The organism is Parvularcula mediterranea (genome assembly GCF_013085255.1).
Classification (GTDB): Bacteria; Pseudomonadota; Alphaproteobacteria; order Caulobacterales; family Parvularculaceae; genus Parvularcula; species Parvularcula mediterranea.
Window position 1 is genome coordinate 1,058,376 of sequence record NZ_JABFCX010000002.1, and the last position, 20,120, is coordinate 1,078,495.

General features: G+C 64.0%; 21 protein-coding genes. 5 read left to right on the forward strand and 16 right to left on the reverse strand.

What is annotated here, in order from left to right; translation table 11 throughout:
• Positions 1–15 precede the first annotated feature (15 nt).
• Positions 16–885 (forward strand): dienelactone hydrolase family protein, encoded by an 870-nt coding sequence (locus HK107_RS05735; protein WP_173197560.1) that lies wholly within the window; start codon positions 16–18, stop codon positions 883–885.
• Here the strand turns inward: HK107_RS05735 and HK107_RS05740 are convergent.
• Genes HK107_RS05740 through HK107_RS05750 form a run of 3 tightly spaced genes read right to left on the reverse strand, consistent with a single transcriptional unit; the run spans position 882 to position 3,974 of the window.
• Positions 882–1,766 carry an SDR family oxidoreductase gene (locus HK107_RS05740; RefSeq protein WP_173197562.1) on the reverse strand — a complete coding sequence of 295 codons (885 nt, stop codon included), beginning with the start codon at positions 1,764–1,766 and terminating at the stop codon, positions 882–884. The two genes, HK107_RS05735 and HK107_RS05740, sit on opposite strands and share 4 nt — an antisense overlap.
• Positions 1,759–2,202 (reverse strand): low molecular weight protein-tyrosine-phosphatase, encoded by a 444-nt coding sequence (locus tag HK107_RS05745; RefSeq protein WP_173197564.1) that lies wholly within the window; start codon positions 2,200–2,202, stop codon positions 1,759–1,761. Before HK107_RS05745 ends, HK107_RS05740 begins: the two co-directional genes overlap by 8 nt.
• Complete coding sequence (locus tag HK107_RS05750) at positions 2,199–3,974, reverse strand: DUF885 domain-containing protein (protein ID WP_173197566.1); 1,776 nt, start codon at positions 3,972–3,974, stop codon at positions 2,199–2,201. The genes HK107_RS05745 and HK107_RS05750 overlap by 4 nt, the downstream gene beginning before the upstream one ends.
• Positions 3,975–4,064: 90 nt before the next feature.
• On the opposite strand from HK107_RS05750, the gene HK107_RS05755 reads away from it, so the two are divergent.
• The gene (locus HK107_RS05755) at positions 4,065–6,263 is read left to right on the forward strand and encodes a primosomal protein N' (RefSeq protein ID WP_332871494.1); all 2,199 of its coding nucleotides are present in this window, start codon (positions 4,065–4,067) and stop codon (positions 6,261–6,263) included.
• Positions 6,264–6,266: 3 nt separating this feature from the next.
• Here HK107_RS05755 and HK107_RS05760 read toward each other — a convergent pair whose 3' ends face one another.
• Entirely contained in the window at positions 6,267–6,950 is a 684-nt protein-coding gene (locus tag HK107_RS05760) for an SDR family oxidoreductase (protein WP_173197568.1), read from the reverse strand.
• A 138-nt stretch (positions 6,951–7,088) separates the two neighbouring features.
• Between HK107_RS05760 and HK107_RS05765 the strand changes: the two genes are divergently transcribed.
• Entirely contained in the window at positions 7,089–7,823 is a 735-nt protein-coding gene (locus HK107_RS05765) for a hypothetical protein (RefSeq protein WP_173197570.1), read from the forward strand.
• Here the strand turns inward: HK107_RS05765 and HK107_RS05770 are convergent.
• The 8 genes from HK107_RS05770 to HK107_RS05805 all read right to left on the reverse strand — a co-directional run bounded on the left by HK107_RS05770 (position 7,820) and on the right by HK107_RS05805 (position 16,180).
• Positions 7,820–9,010, reverse strand: a complete 1,191-nt coding sequence (locus tag HK107_RS05770) for an acetyl-CoA C-acyltransferase (RefSeq protein WP_173197572.1) — start codon at positions 9,008–9,010, stop codon at positions 7,820–7,822. The two genes, HK107_RS05765 and HK107_RS05770, sit on opposite strands and share 4 nt — an antisense overlap.
• Before the next feature lie 56 nt (positions 9,011–9,066).
• Positions 9,067–9,270 (reverse strand): hypothetical protein, encoded by a 204-nt coding sequence (locus HK107_RS05775; protein ID WP_173197574.1) that lies wholly within the window; start codon positions 9,268–9,270, stop codon positions 9,067–9,069.
• 78 nt (positions 9,271–9,348) lie between these two features.
• A complete protein-coding gene (locus HK107_RS05780) occupies positions 9,349–10,074 on the reverse strand; it encodes a HesA/MoeB/ThiF family protein (protein ID WP_173197576.1) in 726 nt (241 codons plus the stop codon).
• 14 nt (positions 10,075–10,088) lie between these two features.
• Complete coding sequence (gene dut / locus HK107_RS05785) at positions 10,089–10,535, reverse strand: dUTP diphosphatase (protein ID WP_173197578.1); 447 nt, start codon at positions 10,533–10,535, stop codon at positions 10,089–10,091.
• 14 nt (positions 10,536–10,549) lie between these two features.
• Complete coding sequence (locus tag HK107_RS05790) at positions 10,550–11,881, reverse strand: bifunctional folylpolyglutamate synthase/dihydrofolate synthase (RefSeq protein WP_173197580.1); 1,332 nt, start codon at positions 11,879–11,881, stop codon at positions 10,550–10,552.
• The gene (gene accD / locus HK107_RS05795; RefSeq protein ID WP_173197582.1) at positions 11,882–12,838 is read right to left on the reverse strand and encodes an acetyl-CoA carboxylase, carboxyltransferase subunit beta; all 957 of its coding nucleotides are present in this window, start codon (positions 12,836–12,838) and stop codon (positions 11,882–11,884) included. It abuts the gene before it with no gap.
• The gene (gene trpA / locus HK107_RS05800; RefSeq protein ID WP_173197585.1) at positions 12,835–13,632 is read right to left on the reverse strand and encodes a tryptophan synthase subunit alpha; all 798 of its coding nucleotides are present in this window, start codon (positions 13,630–13,632) and stop codon (positions 12,835–12,837) included. The genes accD and trpA overlap by 4 nt, the downstream gene beginning before the upstream one ends.
• 181 nt (positions 13,633–13,813) lie before the next feature.
• Entirely contained in the window at positions 13,814–16,180 is a 2,367-nt protein-coding gene (locus HK107_RS05805) for a zinc-dependent metalloprotease (protein ID WP_173197587.1), read from the reverse strand.
• Between the two features lie 140 nt (positions 16,181–16,320).
• Here HK107_RS05805 and HK107_RS05810 point away from each other — a divergent pair, with 140 nt between their 5' ends.
• Positions 16,321–16,683: a hypothetical protein gene (locus HK107_RS05810; protein ID WP_173197589.1), complete on the forward strand. Its 363-nt coding sequence runs from the start codon at positions 16,321–16,323 to the stop codon at positions 16,681–16,683.
• Here the strand turns inward: HK107_RS05810 and trpB are convergent.
• On the reverse strand, positions 16,680–17,927 hold the full coding sequence (gene trpB / locus HK107_RS05815; protein ID WP_173197591.1) for a tryptophan synthase subunit beta: 1,248 nt from the start codon (positions 17,925–17,927) through the stop codon (positions 16,680–16,682). The genes HK107_RS05810 and trpB overlap by 4 nt on opposite strands.
• A 131-nt stretch (positions 17,928–18,058) precedes the next feature.
• Between trpB and HK107_RS05820 the strand changes: the two genes are divergently transcribed.
• A complete protein-coding gene (locus tag HK107_RS05820; RefSeq protein WP_173197593.1) occupies positions 18,059–18,499 on the forward strand; it encodes a GNAT family N-acetyltransferase in 441 nt (146 codons plus the stop codon).
• On the opposite strand, the gene HK107_RS05825 is transcribed toward HK107_RS05820, so the two are convergent.
• From HK107_RS05825 to HK107_RS05835, 3 genes are read right to left on the reverse strand one after another with little or no spacing between them, the layout of a single operon-like run.
• Positions 18,496–19,149: a phosphoribosylanthranilate isomerase gene (locus tag HK107_RS05825; RefSeq protein WP_173197595.1), complete on the reverse strand. Its 654-nt coding sequence runs from the start codon at positions 19,147–19,149 to the stop codon at positions 18,496–18,498. The genes HK107_RS05820 and HK107_RS05825 overlap by 4 nt on opposite strands.
• On the reverse strand, positions 19,146–19,484 hold the full coding sequence (locus tag HK107_RS05830; RefSeq protein WP_173197597.1) for a lipopolysaccharide assembly protein LapA domain-containing protein: 339 nt from the start codon (positions 19,482–19,484) through the stop codon (positions 19,146–19,148). The genes HK107_RS05825 and HK107_RS05830 overlap by 4 nt, the downstream gene beginning before the upstream one ends.
• 39 nt (positions 19,485–19,523) lie before the next feature.
• Positions 19,524–19,853, reverse strand: coding sequence for an integration host factor subunit beta (locus HK107_RS05835; protein ID WP_173198804.1), 330 nt, complete (start codon positions 19,851–19,853; stop codon positions 19,524–19,526).
• Between the last annotated feature and the right edge of the window lie 267 nt (positions 19,854–20,120).

Here is a 20,120-nt window from a genome sequence, read left to right on the forward strand (position 1 = left end):
CTGGAGGAGTCCCCCATGACCCAAGCGACCCCGCCGCAAGGCGCCTATGACCTTTATGACCGCTATTGCCACGGGCAGATCGACAGGCGGGCCTTCTTCGACGGGCTGGGGCGCTATGCCGTGGGCGGGCTGACGGTAGCGGGGATGGCCGCCTCGCTGATGCCGAACTATGCGAAGGCACAGCAGGTCGACCCCGGCGATCCCTCGATTGCGACGGAGCGCTACAGCTTTGAGGCAGGCGGGAAAACCATTGAGGGGCTCATGGCGCACCCTAAGCGTGGGGACCGGTTCCCTGCGGTGCTGGTTGTTCATGAGAACCGCGGACTCAACCCCTATATCGAGGACGTGGCGCGGCGCCTCGCCAAGTCGGGCTACCTGGCCTTGGCGCCTGACGCGCTGTCACCGCTTGGCGGTTATCCGGGTAATGATGATGATGGCCGGGCGATGCAGCGCCAGCGGGACCGCGGTGAGATGCTGGACGAGTTCGCCACCGCTGCGCGGCTTCTGGCTACGCACCGTAAGAGTACCGGCAAGGTTGGCGCTGTTGGCTTTTGCTTCGGCGGCGCGGTCTGCAACAGGCTGGCGATTGAGGTCGAAGAACTCGCAGCCTCGGTGCCCTATTATGGCGGTTGGCCAGCGGTGGAGGATGCCGAGAAGGTTGGCTGTCCACTGATGATCCATCTGGGTGGCCTCGATGAGCGGGTGAATGCGGGCTGGCCGCCTTATGAGGCTGCGCTGCTGTCAGCGGGGAAGGAATATTCCGTCCACGTCTATGACGGCGTCAATCACGGCTTCCACAATGATTCGACAAGCCGCTATGCCGAGGAGGAAGCGGAGCTCTCCTGGCGCAGGACGCTGGCGTTCTTCGGGACCTACCTCGCTTAGGCGTCCGATCCTTTGTAAATCGCGCTGAGGCCTTCCCTATACGAAGGATAGTGGAGGTCCCCGACGAGTGCCTTGAGGCGGTCGTTCTTGAGCCGCTTGTTCTCGGCATAGAAGCTGCGCGCCATGGGGGAGAGTTCGTCCTCGATATCCTCGAAGCGGACTTCCGGCGGGGGCTCGATGCCGAGGAGCTCTGCTGCGTAGGTGATGGGCTCGGCGGGAGGCGTCGGAAGATCGTCGGTAAAATTGACGATGCCCGGCGTGGCGCTCGCATCGATCAGAGCTTTCAGTCCCCTGACGATGTCGTCGCGGTGGATGCGATTGAAGACCTGTCCCGGTTTGATCAGCCTGCGGGAAAGGCCTGCCCGAGCGCCCGGTGTGTCGCCTCGCAGACTGTCCACGGCACTGCGCCCGGGGCCGTAAATGCCTGCTAGGCGGCAGAGGGTGAGGTCGGCGCGGGTTTCGTCAGCGAGCGCTTGCCAGCCCTTCTCGGCAGCCAGCCTGTCGCGCCCCCGCTCAGTGCCGGGATTGCAGCGTGTCTCTTCGTCCACCCACTCGCCGCCAAAATCTCCGTAGACGCCGGATGAGCTGAGATAGAGGAGCTTCGTATCCGACATGAACGGCCGGAACGGCACGGCGCTGAGCGCTGGGCAGGTGCCGTCCTTCGGTGCCGTGCTGATGACCACAAGGTCCGCTGTCTCGAAAGGCTCTTCGGGCAAAGGCGCAGGCGCTTCCCAGACGAGCGGCCTGATGCCGCCCGCCGTCATGGTCATCGCCTTGGCGCGGTCCCGGGTGGTGCCGGTGACCTGCCAGCCCTCGCATGCCAGTTCCTCCGCAAGCGGACGGGCCGTGTAGCCAAGCCCCAGGAAGACAGCCTCAGCCATTCTGCTTCAGTTCCGCTATCAGCGCGTCGATCCCGTCCTCGAGAAGGTCAAGAACCTCCTCGAAGCCCTGATCGCCGCCATAATAGGGGTCAGGGACATCGCGATCCAGCAGCATACGGACGTCCGCTGTCCAGTCAGGTAAGCGCCTGTCCTCGATATCGGCGAGGTTCGAGGCATCCATGGCGAGGATGTGGCTGAAGGTATAGCCATCGCCATCGTCGATCTTCCGGGCCCTGATCGGTGAGAGGTCGTATCCCCTCGCCGCAGCCGCCTTCATCATGCGTGGGTCAGGCAGGGCGCCTTCGTGCCAGCCGCCCGTGCCAGCGCTATCGATCGCCACGTCCAGCCCAGCCTCTGCCGCCCGTTTGCGGAAGACGCCTTCCGCTGCGGGAGAGCGGCAGATGTTGCCGAGGCAGACGAAGAGGACGCTGGTCATGCAGCCTTGTGCTCTTCGATCCAGGCGTCGATCACTTCCTCAAGAACACTGAGCGGCACGGCCCCGTGGCCGAGCACGGCATCGTGGAAGAGCCGCACGTCGAAATCATCGCCCAGCTGCTCCTCAGCCTTTGCCCGGAGCTGACGGATCTTCAGCTCACCGATTTTATAGGCCAGCGCTTGGCCCGGCCAGGTGATGTAGCGGTCGACCTCGCGGATGATATTGACCTCCGACAGTCCTGTGTTCTCCAGCATGAAGTCGATCGCTTCCTGCCGGGTCCAGCCCTTGGAGTGCATACCTGTATCGACGACAAGGCGGCAGGCGCGCCACATCTCATACGAGAGGCGGCCAAAATTGGTCTCCGGGGTGTCGTAGAACCCGACTTCCATGCCGAGCCGCTCGGAGTAAAGACCCCAACCTTCCGTAAACGCCGTAAAACCGCCAAAGCGGCGGAAGGGCGGCAGGTCCAATTCCTGGCTCAGCGCGATCTGGTGGTGGTGGCCCGGCACCGCCTCGTGCAGCGTCAGCGCTTCCAGCTCGTAAAGCGGACGGCTCTCAAGCTTTGTCGTGTTGATCCAGTAGGTCCCGGCGCGCGTGCCGTCAGCGGCGGGGCCCGAGTAATAGGCCGTGGTCGTCCCTTCTGCGACATCGAGCGGAATGGGCAGGATGTCGTAGGGCATGCGCGGGAGGACGGTGAAGAGGTTCACCATCTGGCCATCCATCCGCTTGGCAATGGTCGACGCCTTCGAGACACGCTCCTCAGCGGTCTTGGGATAGTACTCTTCCGACGTCCGAAGGTGCTCCTGGAAGGCGGAGAGCTCGTCGAAGCCAGCCTGGCCAGCAACCTCGGTCATCTCCGCCCTGATCCGCGCAACCTCTGACAGGCCGATCTCGTGAATCTCGTCCGGCGTCATGTCGGTGGTGGTATAGCTCCGTGCACGGTAGGCGTAGAAAGCATCACCGCCGGGCAGGCTGCCAACGCCTGCGGTCTGGCGGCAGGCTGGGGTGTAGGTCTCTTCGTAGAAGGTGCCGAAGCGTTCATAGGCCGGAACGATCCCCTCACGGATGGTTGTCACGGCCCGGGCGCGGTCGTCATCGCTGACCCGGGTGTTGCCAACGAGCGGTTGGTAGAAGACGGACGTCTCGGGATCCTCGACGATGTGGGTGCGGTAGGTGCGCTCGAACCCCTGGAGTGCCTCACAGGGCTGGGTCCAGCCTTCGGAGATGCCTTCTTCGAGGCGGGCGATCACCGAGTCCATCACACCCGGCATGGCGTCGAGGCGATCAAGATAGCTGTCCACGTCCTCGTCGCGGCGCAGGCGTGCTCTCTCTGCGACGCGAGCGAGGCTGAGGTGCGGTGCGGAGTAGGTGGTGAACATGAGATAGCGGCCTGGGTGCTCGCTCGCCTCGATGTCCCCAGCGATCTCGGAGCTCAAGAGCCGGTGGTTGAGGCGCTCTTCATCGGTCAAGGCCGAGGTGTCGATGGCGTCCAGCCGCGCTTCAAGAGCGCGCCGGGCTTCGATCCCCTCCCAATAGCCTTCGAGGGAATAATCCGACAGGCGGCCCCGTCCGCTCTCTTCGCCAAGCTGCTCGGCAAGGATTGGGCTCTCCTCGAGGGACAGCGCCCAGTGATCGTCCATGACGCTGCGGAAATCCCGCGACGCCGTGCTTTCGGTGGCTTCGGTCTCCGCAGCGGGGCCATCGGGCGAGGGCTCCTGGGCACAGGCGGCGAGAGCGAGGGTGGCGGCGGTGATGGTCAGGCGCTTGAGCATGGCGAGGCCTTAACGGCTCTCAACTGTTTTTGCACGTCCGCCTCCTGCAGAGTGCCGCCCCGCGCGATGGCGTGCTAGTGATGAGAGACCGTGACGCTGCTCCTCGATGATGCCCCCAAGACCCGGCTTCGGGTGAAGGTCCTGCTGCCGATGCCGGCAGGAGATGGGTACGACTATGCCGTGCCCGAGGGGATGGAGCTTTCGCCCGGGGACATCGTGACCGTGCCGCTCGGGCCGCGTCAGGTGACTGGTGTCGTCTGGACCGATGCTTCCGATCCGAACGTGCCCGACGCCAAGCTGAAGGCGATCATTGAGCGCTATGACGTGCCGCCATTGGCGCCGCAGCTTCTGGCGTTCGTGGACTGGGCCGCGCGCTATTATATGGTGCGGCGTGGGGCGTTGCTGCGAATGGTGCTGCGGGGGGAGCAGGGGCTCTCCGATGTGCGCGGCAAGACAGGGTTTCGGAAAGCTCCGCTGCCTGACGATGTGCGCCTGACGGCAAAGCGGATGGCCGTGCTGGAGGCGGCGGGTGAGGCGCCGCTGACGGCGAAGGACTTGGCTGAGCGCGCGGGTGTCACCGAAGCGGTGGTGCGCGGCCTCGCCAATGCCGGGGCCTTGGAGCGGACGGTGTTTGACCCCGACCCGCCCTTCGATGCACCGCAGTATGGCCTCCCCGGACGTGCGCTATCGCCAGAGCAGTCTGCGGGTGCTGGGGAACTCCGTGAGCTGATTGCTGAGGGTGCAGGCACGGCGCTGATCGACGGGGTCACGGGCTCCGGCAAAACGGAGGTCTATCTCGAAGCGGTGGCCGAGGCGTTGAGGGCCGACCCTACGGCGCAAGTGCTGGTCATGCTGCCCGAGATCGCACTGACCTTGCCCTTTCTCGCGCGGCTTGAGGACCGGTTCGGTGTGCCGCCTGCGCACTGGCATTCTGATGTTTCCTCCGCCCAAAGACGAAGGGTTTGGAAGAGGGTCCTCGACGGCTCCTGCCGGCTTGTGGTGGGCGCGCGGTCAGCGCTGTTCCTACCCTGGCAGAACCTGAAGCTGATCATCGTCGATGAGGAGCATGACCCTGCCTACAAGCAGCAAGACGGCATCCTTTATCATGCCCGCGACATGGCTGTGGCGATGGGCGCGCGTCAGCGTTTTCCAGTGGTCCTCGCCTCGGCGACGCCGTCGCTGGAGACGGTGCTCAACTGCGAAGACGGACGCTACAGACGGGTGGAGCTGCCGAGCAGGTTCGGTCCTGCGGTGCTGCCGGAAATCCGTGTGCTGGATATGCGCGGCGAGGGGTCGGAAAGCGGGCGCTGGCTTGCGCCAAAAGCTGTCGGCGCGATCAATGAGACGCTGGCGAAGAAGCAGCAGGTTCTCCTCTACCTCAACCGCAGAGGCTATGCGCCAGTCACCCTTTGCCGCCGTTGCGGCGAACGGATGACGGCGCCCGACAGCGACACGTGGCTTGTCGAACATAAGTACACGAACCGTCTGGTCTGCCACCAGACGGGCTTCTCCATGCCCAAGCCTGACAAGTGTCCGCACTGTGACGCGGAGGGTACGCTTGCGCCCTGCGGACCAGGCGTGGAACGGGTGGCCGAGGAGGCGCAGGAGCGCTGGCCCGATGCCCGGGTGGAGATTTTCTCATCAGATACGGTGGATCGTCCGGGGTCAGCGAAGGACCTCCTGAAACGCATGACGGCAGGTGAGATCGATATCCTCGTCGCGACCCAGGCGGCAGCGAAGGGGCATAACTTCCCTGCACTGACTTTAGTGGTGGCTGTTGATGCAGACCTCGGCCTCTCAGGCGGCGACTTGCGCGCGGCAGAGCGGACCTACCAAGTGCTTAGCCAGGTCTCAGGTCGCGCGGGCCGCGCGGCGGACAAGGGCCGTGTGCTCCTCCAGTCCTACCAGCCCCAGCACCCAGTCGCCGCGGCGCTCTCATCTGGTCTTCGCGATGATTTTCTGAATGCGGAGCTTCTCTCGCGGGAGGAGATCGGCATGCCGCCCTTTGGCAGGCTGGCCGGGATCATCCTCTCAGCCCAGGAAGAGCCCAAGCTGATGGAGGATGCGCGCGCGCTGGCCCAGGCTGTTCCCCATGCGGACGGTATCGAGGTGTGGGGCCCTGCCCCCGCCCCCTTCTACCGCCTGCGCGGGGTCTATCGTCAGCGGTTCCTCGTGCGGGGGACGAAGCGCTCGAACCTCCAGGCGTTTATTTCGGACTGGCTGGGTGCCGTCAAACCGAAGAACGCCGTCAGGAGGGTCGTGGACATCGACCCCTATAATTTCTTCTGATCCCTACCAGGGGATCTCTTTCCCGGCGTAATCGAGGAAGGCAGCTTTGTCCGCAGGCTGAAGGCCATCGATGACCTTGGCGAGGCCCTTGGCGCTTTCCTCCGGCGAAATGTTGCCATTGGGGCCGCCCATATCGGTCCTGACCCAGCCGGGGTGCAGCGTGCCAACTGCGATGCCCTCACCCTTGAGCTCAAAGGCTCCCGCGGACATGACCATGTTGAGTGCCGTCTTGGACGCCCGGTAGGCAACAGCGCCTCCCGAAGCATCCTCGATCGAGCCCATCTTCGACGTGATCGCGACCATCTTCTTACCTTCGCCCTTGCGGACGTGGGGTAGGAAAGCCTGAAGCGTCTTGAGGGATCCCGTGACGTTGACATTGAGGGTATAGTTCAGCTCGTCAGCAGACAGAGCTTCAAAGCTCTGCTCCGAACGTGACCGTCCGTAAACGCCAGCATTGGCGATGACGATATCGACCGGCTCTTCGATGCTGTTGGCCACCGCATCGAGCTGGCCTTGGTTGGTCGTATCAAGCGCGTGCACCGTGACGTCGCCAGAGACGGCCTTGAGATCACGTGCCTCCTCCGGCGTTCGGCAGCAGGCATGAACCTTCGCGCCTTCGCCAGCATAGTGGCGGACAAACTCGAGCCCGATGCCCCTGTTGGCACCTGTGATGAGAACTGTGGTCATGGCAAAGCGCTCCGAATGCGAGCGCGTCATTTAGGGTGCCTAACGCTTTCAGCAACGGTGTGCCGCCTCGCCGGCTGAGACGGTTCCTTGCGCGCGATGGCGTTGCCGCTCATCTTCGTCGCGGGCGAGGAGAGAGCGATGACCGATACCAAGCGCGCGATGATCGGCCTCGACGATATCTTTGGGGACCTGTTTGGCCTGAATATCAAAGGTATGCGGAGTATCGTGGACGTCTGGATCAAGCCAGCGACCTACGCGAAAGCCGCCCGTGATGAGGGCTGGGAAGGGCGTTACACCCCATCGATCCGGCTCTGGCTGTCCATGATGGCTGTGGGTTCGTTCCTGCAGTTTCTGTGGATCAGCGATGATGCACCCATAACCAAGGTCTTTGCCGAAGGATTTAGGGACGCGGGTCTGAGCGCTCCTGAGGGCATTACGCTTACGGAGCTGGGCCAGGAAGCGGCGGTCTGGACCTACGGGCTTATGCCTGTCGTCCAACTCGTGTTCCTGATGTTCCTCGCGGTGTTCTGGCGCTTATGGGGAGCGCCTACGACGGTCGGTCTGCGTGTCCGCTACTTGCTCGGCGTTATGATCCCGTCCGGCTCGCTGATGCTTGCGATCCTGCCGGTCCTCGCCGTCATGCCCGAGGCTTACATGACCGCCTACGGATTGTTGCTCGCAGTTCTTGCTGCGCTCGTCGATTGGCAAACGTCTGCGCGAGGCTTCATCACCGCGAAGGCGCGCGGAGGAAAGCTCCTTCGCGCGCTGGCCCTCGCAGTGATGATCTTCGTCGTGAATGTCGGCGTCAGCATCATCGTCCAGGTGGCTGGCGTGATCATTGTCGCCAACAAATATGGCCTGAGCCCCGCCTAGAGTAGCTCAACCCCGACAGCGGTCGCTTCGCCGCCGCCGATGCAGATGCCTGCTGCGCCGCGGGACAGGCCGCGATGCTTGAGGGCGTTGACGAGGCCAGAGACAATCCGTGCACCGCTCGCGCCAATCGGGTGGCCGAGGGCGCAGGCGCCGCCATTGACGTTCATGCGGTTGTGCTTGATGCCGAGCTCTTCCATCGCTGCCATCGGGACCACGGCGAAGGCTTCGTTGACTTCGAAGAGGTCATAGTCCGACTGCGAGGTGCCTTCGGCATCGAAGAGGTTCTGGAGGGCGCCCACCGGAGCCGTGGTGAACCATGCAGGCTCCTGGGCATGGCTCGTCATGCCAGTGAGCTTGGCGATCGGCGACAGGCCGCGTGCATCGGCTTCACTCTTCCGCATAAGGACGAGAGCCGCCGCGCCGTCGGAGATTGAGCTGGCGTTCGCTGCCGTGACCGTGCCGCCATCCCGGCGGAAGGCAGGCTTGAGGGTCGGGATCTTCTCCGGGCGGGCTTTGAAGGGCTGTTCGTCCTTGGTGTAGGTGGCGGAGCCCGAACGGCTCTCAACCGTCACGCCGACGATTTCGTCCGTAAACTGCTCTTCGGAAGCGGCAATCGCCCGGTCGAGGCTGGCGATCGCGTATTCGTCCTGCGCTTCGCGGGAGAACTCGTATTTATCAGCACACAGCTCAGCGAACGTACCCATCAGGCCGCCTTCGTAGGCATCCTCGAGGCCGTCGAAGAACATGTGGTCGATGACCTGACCGTGACCCATCCGGTAGCCCGAGCGCGCCTTTGGCAGGAGGTAGGGGGCGTTAGACATGGACTCCATGCCGCCAGCCACGCCGATCTTCACCGACCCGGCTGCGATCGCCTGGGCCAGCATCATGATCGTCTTCATGCCCGAGCCGCACATCTTGTTGACGGTGGTGCAGGGGACGGAGGTCGGCAGGCCTGCGTGGATGGCCGCCTGCCGCGCCGGGGCCTGGCCCTGACCAGCGGGAAGGACACAGCCCATCAGGACTTCGTCGATTTCCGAGCCTTCGACCCCGGCGCGATCGACCGCGCCCTTGATGGCCGCCGCACCAAGGCGGCTCGCAGGAAGGGAGGAAAGCTCACCCTGCAGACCGCCCATGGGCGTTCTGGCATGAGAAACAATGACAATCGGGTCGTCTTGAGGAAGGAGCATGGCCGTCACCTGTTTATCGGTTTCGGCCTGCGTCTAGCGCGCCTATGAGGCTCGCGTCACCCGCGGTTGGTGCTCACATCCTTGCGCGGACGCCAGGCGAGGGCCATCGACAGGGCCATGACGGCGAGGAGGGGCCAGCTCGGCGCGCCGTCTGCCTCGACAGCAGCGGCAGCAGGAGCTGCAACGGCTGCTTCCGCTGCCGTAGAGAGCATAATCAACCCAACCATCATGCACTGCACATAGCACGTTCTGGCAAGCATTTCTTCACCTTTCGCGTCACAACGGCGCGATGGCCGTTCGCTGTTGCGAAAAGGACGCTGCAAGCGAGGTGCCAGCGGTCAGCCGCCGCAGACGGAGCAGCCGGGATCACGGGGAAGCCCCACCCTGCGGACTTCTCCTGTCCTGAGGTCAGCTGTGAGCATATGGCCGGAGAGAATGGGCTGAACGTCGCATAGAAACTTGATCGTTTCGATAGCCGCAAGACTTCCAACTGCGCCGACAACGGGCCCAAGGACACCATCACGATCGCAGAGGCCATCCTCTTCGGCGTCCTCTGGCACAAGGCAGGCGTAGCAGGCCGAATTCGCGTCAGACGGGTCAAAGAGGGTCACTTGTCCCTCAAAACGGGACGCTGCGGAGGAGAGGAGCGGGATCTTCGCCTCCCGGGAGAGCCGGTTGATGAGGTGGCGGCCCGCGATCCTGTCGATGCCTTCGACGATGAGATCAGCGCCCTCGATGAGGGAGAGGCCGTTCTCAGCCGTCAGCATCTGCGGAACGGGGCGCACTTCGATCCCCGAGTGCTGAGCGCGAAGACGCCTGGCTGCAGCGATGGCCTTGGGCCGACCGACATCCGCTTCGGTGTAAAGGATCTGCCGCTGGAGGTTCGAGGTCTCTACCTCGTCGCCATCAATGATGGTCAGATGGCCGACACCTGCCGCGCCGAGATAGGCAAGGATGGGGCAGCCGAGCCCACCGGCGCCAACCACCACGACCTTCGCGGCGGCAAGGCGCTTGATGCCCTGACCGCCGATCTCGGGAAGGAGGAGGTGGTGCTTGTCGCGCATGGCGCCCTTTGGGCTCAGACCCCGGTGGAGCCGAAGCCGCCCGTACCGCGCACGGTCTCCGGCAACTCGTCGGCGGTCTCTTCAAAGTCCGCGCGAATGTAGGGGGCGACCACGAGCTGAGCGATGCGCATACCGCGCTCAACCGTGAAGTCTTCCGTGCCAAGATTGATGAGGCTGACCTTCATCTCGCCGCGATAGTCCGCATCGACGGTACCCGGGGCATTGATCACGGTGATGCCGAACTTGGACGCAAGGCCAGAGCGCGGGCGGACCTGGCCTTCGGTGCCCTTGGGCAGGGCGATGGAGAGGCCCGTCGGGATCATCGCCTTGGCGCCGGGGATCAGGACAATATCATTGTCGATGGCGGCGCGGAGGTCTGCGCCCGCAGAATCTTCGGTCTGATAGCTCGGAAGGTCAAGACCTTCAGCATGCGGAAGACGTTTGATAAGGACCTTGGCCATAACGGGTTCTCCGGTTACTCGGCGTTCTTCTGCAGCACCTCTCCCGCAAGGTAAAGCGAGCCGCAGATGAGGACTCTCGGCTGGCCTTCGCCCGACTTGCCAAAGGCTTCCACGGCATGGGTCAGGGCTGCCTCAACGCTGTCCATCGGCTTGGCGGGGAGCCCTGCGCGCTGAGCCGCTTCGGCGAGCTGGCCTGCATCCATCGCAGCGGCGTGTTCGGCCTTCACTGTCAGCACTGTCGAGGCGAGGCCCTCGAAGGGTGCGAGGAACTCTTCGGCATCCTTGTTCTTCTGGATACCGACGATCAGGACGAGAGGGCGGGGGCTCCGCTCTTCGAGGTCCGCGAGGGTTCTTGCGAGGGCGCGGCCTGCATGGGGGTTATGTCCGCCATCGAGCCAAAGCTCACCCGGGTCGCCCTGGTGTTTCGTCACGATGGAAGTGAGTTTGCCGTGGCCCAAACGCTGGAAGCGCGCGGGCCACTCAGCAGCTTCGATCCCCATGCTGATGAAATCATCGTCCGGCGCGAGGCCAGCCTTCTTGAGGGCCGCCACTGCAAGCCCTGCATTGTCGATCTGGTGCTGACCCACCAGGCGCGGCAGCTTGAGGTCGGAGAGCCCGTGCTCATCCTCATAGGTGAAACCGCCGCCTTCGCGGACGAGCTGCCAGTCTTCGCCAAGCAGATGCTGGTCTGCGCCGAGCGCGAGTGCCCTGTTGCGGAGGACGTCTAGAACCTCAGGGCGCTGAGCACCTGTCACTAGGTTCGATCCCTGCTTGATGATCCCGGCCTTCTCGAAGGCAATTTCTGCAAGGCTGTCGCCCAGCCAGTCCTGATGGTCGAGGCCAATCGGAGTGATGACGCAGGCGCGGGGGTCGGGGACGACGTTGGTGGCATCGAGCCTTCCTCCGAGCCCCGTCTCCAGCAGCAAAACATCAGCAGGCGTCTCTGCAAAGGCTAGGAACGCTGCGGCCGTTGCGGCCTCGAAATAGGTCAGCGGCAAATCACCCGCTGCCGCTTCGCAACGGCCGAGCACGGACGCCAGCTTCTCATCGGAGATCTGCTCGCCAGCAAGAACGACCCGCTCATTGAAGCGGACGAGGTGGGGCGAAGTATAGACATGCACGCGCCGCCCGGCCGCTGCGAGGATCGTGCGCATGAAGGCAATGGTCGAGCCCTTGCCATTGGTTCCTGCCACATGGATCGTGGGCGGAAGGTTCCTGTGCGGATCACCAAGGCGCCCGAGCGCCTTCTCGATACGGTCGAGGCCGAGAACGATCTCGGCCGGGTTCGTGTTCTCGAACCTCGTGAGAAGGCGTTCGACTTCTGCCTTGGCGGCAGGGGTGTTCATCTACTCGGCAGCCTTCGGAAGCTCGTCAGCGGCAGCTTCGGGAGCGGCGTCATTGGCAGGCTGGGTCGTCGCCTCGGCAATCGGCTCGGGCAGCTCCCGCTGGACAGCGCCGGTCGGGGCCATCAGCACGCTGAGAATATTGCCAAGCTCGGCAGCCATCTCGCGCCGGTCGGTGACGCGGTCGAGCATGCCCTTGTCAAGGAGGTATTCGGACTTCTGGAAGTCCTCAGGAAGCTTCTCGCGGATCGTCTGTTCGATGACGCGCGGGCCTGCAAAGCCGATGAGCGCGCCGGGCTCGGCCATGTGGACATCGCCCAGCATGGCATAGCTCGCGGTGACGCCGCCCGTGGTCGGGTTCGTCAGGATCACGACGTAAGGAAGGCCAGCCTCGCGGACCTTCTGCACGGCGATGGTCGAGCGCGGCATCTGCATCAGGGAGAGGATCCCCTCCTGCATCCGCGCGCCGCCCGATGCTGTGACGACGATCAGCGCCGCGCCTGCATCAACGGCTGCGTCAGCCGCGGTGAGGAGGCCCTCGCCGATGGCGGTGCCCATGGAGCCACCCATGAACTTGAAGTTCTGGACCGCCACGACAGCCGCGCGCTCGCCCAGCATGCCCTTGCCGACGACCAGCGCGTCACGCTCGCCGGTGCGCTTGCGATAGTCCTTGAGGCGCGCAGGGTAGGGCTTGGTGTCCTTGAACTTGAGGGGGTCGTCCGGCGTCTCGGGCAATTCCAGCCGCTCCCACTCCTCGCCGAGGAGGTGGAAGAGCCGCATGACCGGAGTGATCGGGTGGTGGTGGCCGCAATTGGGGCAGACCATCTGCTCGGCCTCGAGGTCCCGGTTGAACGTCATCTGCTCGCATGACGGGCAGCGGGTCCAGAGTGCCTGCTGGTCGTCTTGCGCCCGAAACATCTTCTTGATGCCGGGAGGCGTGATGTCGGTGAGCCAGTTCATGAGCCTTCTCCCATTCCGTGCGTGGCAGCAGCGATGTCGCGCGCCAGTTCCAGAGCTGCGTCAGGGCCTTCTACCGCAAGCGTTTTAACGATGGCTGAGCCCACGACCACTGCGTCGGCGTGTTGGGCCGCAGCCCTTGCCGATGCGGCGTCCTTGATGCCGAACCCGGCGGCGATGGGCAAGGAGGTCTTCGTGCGCAATCGCGCGATGGCTTCGCCCAGCTCGTCCGCGCCAGCAGAGCGGTCACCCGTCACGCCTGCCACGGCAACGTAGTAGAGGAAGCCCGAAGCCCGCTCGACAACCCTGTCGATCCGCTCATCGCGGGTCGTGGGCGTGGCGAGGCGGATGACGTCGAGGCCAGCCTTTTTCGCTTGCGCGTCAAGGGTTTCGCTCTCTTCAGGCGGCAGGTCGACGAGGATCAGGCCATCGGCGCCCGCTTCAACGGCATCGCTCGCAAAGCTCTCGCCATGCTGTAGCACCGGATTGGCGTAGCCCATGAGGACGATAGGGGTCTCGTGACCGGCCTCACGGAAACGTTTCACCATCGAAAGCGTGCCCTGAAGCGTTTGCCCCAGGGCAAGGGCGCGCTGGCCTGCCTCGGCGATGATCGGGCCGTCCGCCATTGGGTCGGTGAAGGGAAAACCAAGCTCGATCACGTCCGCCCCGGCCTCGGGAAGCGCGTGGAGCAGCTTCTCCGTGGTCTCGGCGTTCGGGTCACCGGCCATGATGAACGGAACAAAGGCCGTGCGGCCCTCGGACTTGAGGCGGTCAAAGGTCTGAGAAAGTCGTGTCACGGGCTGTGCGTGCCGTCTGTGCGTGGTGAGCGCAAGGGGTTTGAGGAGGACTGAGATGGAAGGTGCCGCCTCCCTCTCCCAATGGGAGAGGGATTGAGGGTGAGGGCCTTCGAGGGCAGTCCATCACCTGCCCTCACCCGAAATCTGCAGATTTTGACCTCTCCCTGAGGGAGAGGTGGGCTCAGTTGCCGCCGATTGGGCTTCCCGGCGGGACCTGCGGATCGGCTGGCTTCGGCGATGCCGGCTGCGCAGGGGCAGAGAGATGCGCTTCGATCTGCCGCGCGAGGAAGGCCGAGTGGCTGTCCGTGCGGTCGTCGAGTTCATCCTGAACCCGCGCAAGGGCTCGCTGCACCTCGGCACGAACAGGCGTCGAGGCATTGCCGCTGTCCACATCCATCAGCGCTGCGACGAGCCTCGCTTCGACGAGCGCCGCCAGCGCTTCGCCCTGAGCCGTCTGTGGCGAGGCGGAAAGGATCGCGTCGAGGGTGTCTTCCAGCACCTCCTCGAGCGAAGGGTTGGCGTCATCCCGGGCTGCGAACTGGTGGAGCCGCTCAAGCCTGCGGGGGGCGAGGATCGCGCCGAGGCTGATGTCAGCGGAGGCTTCGGCTGCGCTCATCAGGTCAAAGATCTCGCCCGTCCGGCTGCCAAAGGCTTCGCGGCTCGAAACACCGACCATGGCGCCTGCGCCCGGCGGCAGGATCGTGAGGAGCTCATCGGGAAGGTCAAGGAAGTTGGGGTCGAGCGTCCGAAGGATGAGATCAAGCGCCGTGCGCTGACGTTCTGGCGAGACGATCTCAACTTGGGGGACGACATCGCCGACCTGTCCATATGTATAGCGTGCTCCGCCGAGCGACTTGGCTGCCGCGACCACTTGATAGCGGTGGTAGAGATAGATCGGCACCAGCGCCTGACGCAGGCGCTCCGTCCCTTGACCATCGGCCACACGGCTCGTGTCGAAGCCTTCGAGGCCGAGCGCCCTGACGGCGATGACATTGGCAAGCTCCGTCACAGGATCTGCACCATTGTCCCAGACGGCTGCTTCAGGATGGGCCGAACCGACGCCGCGGCCGTGGCTGTCCTGAATGAAGGGAACGCCCGCCTCGCGTGCCTCTTCCATCAGCTCCGACGCGTCCTCACCGCCATAAAGCCAGCGCACAGTCAGCTTGTCCCATTCGCCAAGGCCGGTGGCGTAGGTCTCGGAGAAATCGAGCTGGCCGTTCCGTGCACGAACGTAAGGGGCGGGATAGTCCATCACCGACGCCCTGTCCGCGGTCGAGGCTGCGAAATTATGGTCAAAGCCAAGCGCGTGCCCGACCTCGTGGGCAGAGAGCTGGCGGATCCTTGCAAGGCTCAACTCGATGGGGTCATCCGCATCGCCGCTGCCTGTGCCCGAGACGCCCGCCAGGCCTTCGAAGATCATGCGGTCCTGGCGCACCCGCTGGGAGCCGAGGATCACATTGCCCTTTAGCATTTCTCCTGTACGCGGATCAGCCACGGCCCCGCCATAGGACCAGCCGCGTGTCTGGCGGTGGACCCAACGGATCACGTTGTAGCGGATGTCGGCGGGGTGGATACCTTCGGGCAGCTCTTCGACGCGATAGGCATCAGGCAGGCCAGCGGCCTCGAAACCTTCCGCCCACCACATGGCCCCTTCGATGAGGGCCGACTTGATCGGCTCCGGCGCGCCTCGATCGACGTAGAAGACGATGGGCTCGCCTTCCTCGATCCGATGGCGCATGGCGAAGCTGCGCGGCACTTCCTCCGCAAGCGGAGCAGAGAAGTCATAGACAACCTGCTCAAACGCGCCGAGGCGGCTGTCATTGCGCTTGGGCTCATAGCCCTCCTCGGGAAGCCTCGCGAGGGTGTGGTGTACGGACAGGGTGACAGCCTTGGAGAAGGGCGCAGTGCGCCTCACCTCGATGCCGGGGTCGGAGCCTGCGAAAGTCAGCTCGGTATCGATCTCGGTGTTGTCGGGAAAGCCGAGAATGCCTCCCGGCATGATCATCGAGCGGTCCTTGGCGAGGGTGAAGCCGCCCAGCCCCTCGCCAACACCGAAGAGGTCGGTGAGGAACAGGCCTGAAAGGTCGACCCTCACCCCTTCGTCGCTGACCTTCTCCGCTACGCCTGACCAGAGGATCGAGCGGCCGAAGCTTTGCTCCGTAGCAAGACGTTCGTCGTTGTTCTCCGCGCTGGCACGGAAGGTCGTGTTCTCAGCCTCGGCCGTGACCCGCTTGCCGATGATCCGGAAGCGGATGACCCGCCCCCGCTCGCCAAGGCCGCGGTCGAGGCCGAGCGGGTTGGAGCCTAGCCCTGCCGAAAGCGACATGGCGTGAATGGCGCGCAGGCTCACCCCGTCCGTGTCCGGCACGGGGAGGGTCGCGATGAGCTTGCCGTCTTCGGTCAGTTCCAGCGGGACAAAGCCGCCGGATTGGGCGAGGAGCGCTGGCTTTTCGACCGCCTCGCTCGCGGGGCTTTCTGTGGGCGGCTCGCCTCCTCCGCAGGCCGAAAGGGCGAGAACGGCGGCGGAAAGGACCAGCCAGTGACGCATGAGGTGTGCTCCTGAAAACTAAGACGCCGGACGGTAGGAACCGGCTTTCTCAGGCGCAACGGTGAATAGCGGTTATCGGGAAGGGCCATGGGACGCGCCCGCCCGCTTGGCCTAGTCTCTCGGGGGAACGGAGGGACGTCATGGAAACGCTCACCAAGGTCTCGTGGGGGCTTCTCGCCCTCCTGCATCTCGCGCCAGCAGCGGCAGTTTTCTCGCCATCGGTCGTCGGCAAGCTTTACGGCGTCGATCCCGCAGGGGATGTCGGCGTGCTGCTCATCCATCGCGGCGCGCTGTTTCTCGCGGTGCTGCTGGTCGCTCTTTACGCCATCATCAGTGTCGATGCCCGGCGTGCTGCGTCCCTTGTCGCGATCGTCAGCATGCTTGGCTTCCTGATTGTCTACGCGCGGGCGGGCATGCCCGCGGGACCGCTCAAGAAGATCGCGGTTGCAGACCTCGCAGGGCTTCTCCCGCTGGCGTTCGTCAGCTGGCAGGCCTGGCGCTAGACCTCGACGCCCAGCGCTGCCGCGACGGTGAAGACGTCCTTGTCGCCCCGGCCGCACATGTTGAGGAGGAGGATCTGGTCCTCATCCATCTCCGCTGCGACCTCGAGGGCGCGGGCGAGGGCATGGCTTGGCTCGAGGGCGGGGATGATCCCTTCCGTCCGTGCACAGAGCTGGAAGGCTTCGAGCGCTTCGGTGTCCGTGGCAGAGATGTACTCCACCCGCCCGCTCTCATGGAGCCATGCGTGCTCTGGGCCGATACCGGGATAGTCGAGGCCCGCCGAAATTGAGTGGGCGTCGTCGATCTGTCCGTGCTCATCTTGCAGGAGGTAGGTCTTGTTGCCGTGGAGGACGCCCGGCTTGCCGCCGGTGAGGCTCGCAGCATGTTCCGTCGTCTGAAGACCTTTCCCTGCCGCCTCGACGCCGATGAGGCGCACTTCCTTGTCATCAAGGAATGGGTGGAACAGGCCGATGGCGTTCGAGCCGCCGCCAATGCAGGCCATGGCAACGTCGGGCAGGCGGCCTTCTGCCTTCATCATCTGCTCTTTGGCCTCTTGTCCGATCACGGATTGGAAGTCCCTGACCATCATCGGATAGGGGTGCGGGCCCGCCGCGGTGCCGATGCAGTAGAAGGTGTCCGCAACATTGGTCACCCAGTCGCGAAGTGCCTCGTTCATGGCGTCCTTGAGGGTACCCTTGCCGGAAGTGACAGGGACGATCTCCGCGCCCAAGAGCTTCATCCGGAAGACGTTCGGCTTCTGCCGCTCGACGTCCTCAGCGCCCATATAGACAACGCACGGAAGACCCATCAGGGCACAGACGGTTGCTGTCGCAACGCCATGCTGACCAGCGCCGGTTTCGGCGATGATCCTTGTGCGCCCCATTCTCTTGGCAAGGAGGATCTGCCCGACGCAATTGTTGATCTTGTGCGCGCCCGTGTGGTTCAGCTCGTCCCGCTTGAGAAAGATCTTCGCGCCCTTGCCTTTGCCTGCAGACTTGCGGGCATGCTCGGTGAGGCGGCCCGCATAGGTGAGGGGCGAGGGGCGTCCTACATATTCGTTCAGTAGGCGGTCTAATTCTTCCCTGAAGTCCGGGTCTGCTTTCGCGTCCTCGTAGGCGCGGCCGAGCTCGAGGATCAGCGGCATAAGCGTCTCGGCGACGTAGCGGCCACCGAACGTGCCGAAGTGTCCCGTATCGTCGGGCCCATTGCGGAAGCTGTTGAGCGGGGTGCGTGGGTCGTCGGCCATCGAAATCTCCTGAGGGGCGGGGCCTAGCAGCGCAAAGCCCGATCTTCCAAGGGGTTCCGGCGCGGAGATGCGCCCTCTGTTTGTCGCAGGAGGCCCCGCTCTTCTAAGGTGTCTCCTTCCCAAGAGGCCCCATGACCAAATTTCGACCCATGAGACCCAGCGACCGGTCGAGCATCATCGCTATGCTCGATGCCAATATCCCGGAGGCGTTTGCCCCCGGGGAGCGGGAGGTCTTCCTCTCCTTCCTCGACGCGATTGGCGAGCGCTACCGGGTGTTCGAGGAAGCCGGTGAGGTTCTGGCTGCCTACGCACTGTCCCCCGATGACGAGACGGGCGAGGCGCGGATCCAATGGTTCATGGCGCACCCGGCTGCCCACGGCCGGGGCCTCGGCAGGGCGATGATGGCAGAGGCCATGACAGGGGCTCAGGCGATGGGCGCTAGGTGCATCCACATTGCCGCGAGCCATGTCTCGGAAGGCTTCTATGCCCGTTGCGGAGCCGAAACAGTACAGAGAAAGAGGGATGGTTGGGCCCCCAGGATGCACCGGGTCGATATGGAGCTGAAGCTCTAGGCCTCCTTTGCGGCTTCGATGAAGGCCTTGATGAGGCCCGCGTCCTTCACGCCCTTTCCCCGCTCGACGCCGGAGGAGACATCGACGCCCACGAAGCCGCTATGCTGGCGGGCGGCGCGGATGGCTTCGGCGACGTTTTCGGGAGTGAGCCCCCCTGCGAGGAGGAACTTCCGCTCGCCTTTATAGCCAGCGAGTGCGTCCCAATCGAACGCGACGCCGTGGCCGCCTTTCTGGGCGGAGCCTTCAGGCGGCTTAGCATCGAAGAGGAACGCGCTGGCGTGGCGCCTATCCGCTGCTTCGGCTTCTGCTGCCGTCGCGACCGGGATCGCGCGCAGGACGGGCAGGCCGATCTCCTTTTCAATCCGCTCGGCGAAGGCATCGTCTTCGCCGCCGTGGAGCTGGATGCGGTCGAGACCCACGGCATTGTGGGTGGCGGCGATCTCCTCGAAGGCATTGTCAGCGAAGAGGCCGACCACTTCTGCGTTGCCGAAGAGGATGTCCCTGACCTTGTGCGCCTCGCGCAGGTTCACCCGGCGCGGGCTCGCCTGGGCAAAGACCAGCCCGCCAAGCTGTGCGCCATTGTCGACAGCGGCCATCGCGTCCTCAGAGGTCCTGAGCCCGCAGATCTTGATGAGGAGAGGGCTCGTCACCTGACAGCCGGGAGGTTGGTGCCGCCTTCGGAGGTGGCTGGCCGTTCGTTCGCCAGCTTCACTTCGCGCTCAAGCTCACGCACGCGGCGTCTCTGCTCTTTGGCGTTCTTCCTGAGGCGGGTGTTCGAGATCCACATACCCACCGCGCCGAGGACGAAGCCCACCAGCAGCGTTCCGGAAAGCCCAGCCCAAAGCGGTGCCGTAAAGGCGAGCGCTGGCTCCTCAAGAGAGGTCGGGTCGAAGCTGATCGTCACGAGGCTCCGGTTGGCCACGAAGAAGGCCACCAGAACGGGCGCGAGCAAGATGAGGAAGACGGTCGTCAGAAAGCGCGGCATGTCCGCTATGTGGCGAGGTTGGGCGCTAAAGGAAAGCCGTTAGGCCTGCGCTGCCTTGGCACTGCTCCGGCTTGTGACCGGATGGCCCGCGCGTTCATTGATACGCTCGCGAATTTCCTTGCCGGCCTTGAAGAACGGCGCCCATTTTTCCTCGACCTCGACAGTGTCGCCGGTACGCGGGTTTCTGCCGACGCGGGCTTCGCGGTGGCGGACGGAGAAGGCACCGAAGCCTCTCAACTCCACGCGGTCGCCATTGCACAGAGCATCGGTGATCTCGTCGAACACGACGTTGACCATTCTCTCGACGTCTTTTGCAAACAGATGGGGGTTCTCTTCTGCGAGGATCTGGATCAACTCGGACTTAATCACAACAGTCGCTCCAAGCGCTTTTGGTGGGACAAGTATCCTGAGGAACTCTTTCAGGAATAAACCTGTGCTAAGATTCACACAAAGCATGAACCGTGACTATGGGTCAACTCTTTGGACCTTAAATGCGATAGTGCTCTCAACACTTTGACCTGCATCAAGGAAATGGAACCTTTTCCACGGGGTGCGGCGATCCTCCGGGTGAAAATAGCATGGAAAATTTGAGTAATTTCTGCGAGGCGGCGCCGGTTCGCATCGCGTGGAGTTCCC

Coding starts and splice junctions, on each gene's coding strand:
- HK107_RS05735 (WP_173197560.1), top strand. CDS start 16: ATGACCCAAGCGACCCCGCCGCAAGGCGCCTATGACCTTTATGACCGC.
- HK107_RS05740 (WP_173197562.1), bottom strand. CDS start 1,766: ATGGCTGAGGCTGTCTTCCTGGGGCTTGGCTACACGGCCCGTCCGCTT.
- HK107_RS05745 (WP_173197564.1), bottom strand. CDS start 2,202: ATGACCAGCGTCCTCTTCGTCTGCCTCGGCAACATCTGCCGCTCTCCC.
- HK107_RS05750 (WP_173197566.1), bottom strand. CDS start 3,974: ATGCTCAAGCGCCTGACCATCACCGCCGCCACCCTCGCTCTCGCCGCC.
- HK107_RS05760 (WP_173197568.1), bottom strand. CDS start 6,950: ATGACCACAGTTCTCATCACAGGTGCCAACAGGGGCATCGGGCTCGAG.
- HK107_RS05765 (WP_173197570.1), top strand. CDS start 7,089: ATGACCGATACCAAGCGCGCGATGATCGGCCTCGACGATATCTTTGGG.
- HK107_RS05770 (WP_173197572.1), bottom strand. CDS start 9,010: ATGCTCCTTCCTCAAGACGACCCGATTGTCATTGTTTCTCATGCCAGA.
- HK107_RS05775 (WP_173197574.1), bottom strand. CDS start 9,270: ATGCTTGCCAGAACGTGCTATGTGCAGTGCATGATGGTTGGGTTGATT.
- HK107_RS05780 (WP_173197576.1), bottom strand. CDS start 10,074: ATGCGCGACAAGCACCACCTCCTCCTTCCCGAGATCGGCGGTCAGGGC.
- dut (WP_173197578.1), bottom strand. CDS start 10,535: ATGGCCAAGGTCCTTATCAAACGTCTTCCGCATGCTGAAGGTCTTGAC.
- HK107_RS05790 (WP_173197580.1), bottom strand. CDS start 11,881: ATGAACACCCCTGCCGCCAAGGCAGAAGTCGAACGCCTTCTCACGAGG.
- accD (WP_173197582.1), bottom strand. CDS start 12,838: ATGAACTGGCTCACCGACATCACGCCTCCCGGCATCAAGAAGATGTTT.
- HK107_RS05805 (WP_173197587.1), bottom strand. CDS start 16,180: ATGCGTCACTGGCTGGTCCTTTCCGCCGCCGTTCTCGCCCTTTCGGCC.
- HK107_RS05810 (WP_173197589.1), top strand. CDS start 16,321: ATGGAAACGCTCACCAAGGTCTCGTGGGGGCTTCTCGCCCTCCTGCAT.
- trpB (WP_173197591.1), bottom strand. CDS start 17,927: ATGGCCGACGACCCACGCACCCCGCTCAACAGCTTCCGCAATGGGCCC.
- HK107_RS05820 (WP_173197593.1), top strand. CDS start 18,059: ATGACCAAATTTCGACCCATGAGACCCAGCGACCGGTCGAGCATCATC.
- HK107_RS05830 (WP_173197597.1), bottom strand. CDS start 19,484: ATGCCGCGCTTTCTGACGACCGTCTTCCTCATCTTGCTCGCGCCCGTT.